This is a genomic window from Bradyrhizobium sp. (genome assembly GCF_036009065.1).
GTDB lineage: Bacteria > Pseudomonadota > Alphaproteobacteria > Rhizobiales > Xanthobacteraceae > Bradyrhizobium.
The window spans coordinates 1-1,663 of record NZ_DASYMN010000441.1 but is presented as its reverse complement, the minus strand read 5'-3'; the positions used below and the strand labels follow the sequence as shown (position 1 = coordinate 1,663).

Annotated in this window: 3 protein-coding genes; all 3 read right to left on the bottom strand. The window is 64.6% G+C overall.

What is annotated here, in order from left to right:
- Window positions 1-140: GTPase (locus VGP39_RS26215; RefSeq protein ID WP_327571000.1), on the bottom strand; the 140-nt coding region annotated here is incomplete at its 3' end.
- A 133-nt stretch (window positions 141-273) separates the two neighbouring features.
- The gene (pth, locus tag VGP39_RS26210; RefSeq protein WP_327570999.1) at window positions 274-885 is read right to left on the bottom strand and encodes an aminoacyl-tRNA hydrolase; all 612 of its coding nucleotides are present in this window, start codon (window positions 883-885) and stop codon (window positions 274-276) included.
- Between the two features lie 21 nt (window positions 886-906).
- Window positions 907-1,662: a 50S ribosomal protein L25/general stress protein Ctc gene (locus VGP39_RS26205; RefSeq protein WP_327570998.1), complete on the bottom strand. Its 756-nt coding sequence runs from the start codon at window positions 1,660-1,662 to the stop codon at window positions 907-909.
- Between the last annotated feature and the right edge of the window lies 1 nt (window position 1,663).

The window sequence follows — 1,663 nt, the reverse complement described above, 5'->3', positions numbered from 1 at the left end:
ACCGCGACCGCGCCGACATTGGGCTCGATGGTGCAGAACGGATAGTTCGCCGCCTGCGCCGCCGCCGTCTCGGTCAGCGCATTGAACAGCGTCGACTTGCCGACATTGGGCAGGCCGACGATACCGCATTTGAATCCCATGATTTCCTCTGCTTCAGAGTTCGTCATGCCCGGGCTCGTCCCGGGCATCCACGTCTTTCTTCGTTCATGTCAAGACGTGGATGGCCGGGACAAGCCCGGCCATGACGGTGTTTGTATTTGGCGGTGTGAGAAGTCAGTCCGGCTTCTCGCCGCTATCTTCCTTTGACAAAAATCCCTTGGCCCGCATCGAAAGGTGCACCTTGTTCTGGAACGTGGAGTCGCGTCCGGCCGCCAGCAGCCCGCCGTTGTCGGCGATCGCCTCCCGCAAGCCTTCGACCCACGGCCGCTCTTCCTTGAAGAAATCCGACAGCACGTAGCCATGCACCAGCGCCTTGACGCCGGGATGGCCGACCCCGATCCGCACGCGCCGATAGTCGTTGCCGACATGCGCCGAGATAGAGCGCAGGCCGTTGTGACCGGCGATGCCGCCGCCGACTTTGACGCGCAGCTTGGCAGGCGGCAGTTCGATCTCATCGTGAAATACGGTGATCTCGTTCGGCGCGAGCTTGAAGAAGCCGGAGGCTTCCTGCACCGCTTGCCCGGAGTCATTCATGTAAGTCATGGGTTTGAGCAGGATGATGCGCTCGCGCTCCAGCGTGCCTTCCGCGGTCTCGCCCTGAAAGCGGCGGCGCCATGGTGCGAAACCATGACGCCGCGCAATTTCATCGACGACGGTGAAGCCGACATTGTGCCGGTTATGCGCGTACTTCGCGCCGGGATTGCCGAGTCCGACAAACAGCAGCATGACGCGGCATCCCGCGCCAGCTTACTTCTTCTTGTCGCCGCCTGCCGGCGCTTTCGCGGCTGCGGGCGCCTTGGCACCTGCCGCCGGAGCCGCAGCACCTGCCGCGGGAGCCGCAGCTGCAGCGCCTGCCGCCGGAGCCGCAGCACCCGGTGCGGCAGCCGCCGCCGTACCGGCAGCGGCAGCAGCAGCCGCGGCCTTCTGCTCTTCGGCGTAGCCGGACGGGGGCACGATGGTGACCAGGGTTACGTCCTCGCGCGTCAGCGACTTCACGCCGGCGGGCAGCTTGACGTCGCTCAAGTGCAGCGAGTGGCTGATCTCGAGATCGCTGACGTCGGCTTCGATATATTGCGGGATGTTGTCGACCGAGCACTCCAGATCGATGGTGTGGGTGACGATGTTGACGGTGCCGCCGCGCTTGACGCCGGGGGCGGCTTCCGCGTTCTGGATGTGCAGGGGAACGCTGACGCGGATGGTGGCGCCTTCGCCGAGCCGCATGAAATCCACATGCAGCGGGAAATCCTTGACCGGATCGAGATGGAAGTCGCGCGGAATCACGCGGTGCTTCTGGCCCTCCAGATCGATGTCGTAAATCGTGGTGAGGAACCGCCCTGCCAGGATGCGCTGGCGCAGATCGGTATCGTCGACCGAAATGGTCACGGGGGGCTGGTTGTTGCCATAGATCACTCCCGGCACTCGGCCGGCGCGACGCTCTGCCCGTGCGGCCCCCTTGCCGCCAACGGGACGCGCGGTCGCCTTCAATTCCTTGACGGTCGCCATC

What these genes read in the sequence shown, in the direction of transcription:
- pth (WP_327570999.1), bottom strand. Translation starts at nt 885, where the DNA reads ATGCTGCTGTTTGTCGGACTCGGCAATCCCGGCGCGAAGTACGCGCAT.
- VGP39_RS26205 (WP_327570998.1), bottom strand. Translation starts at nt 1,662, where the DNA reads ATGGCGACCGTCAAGGAATTGAAGGCGACCGCGCGTCCCGTTGGCGGC.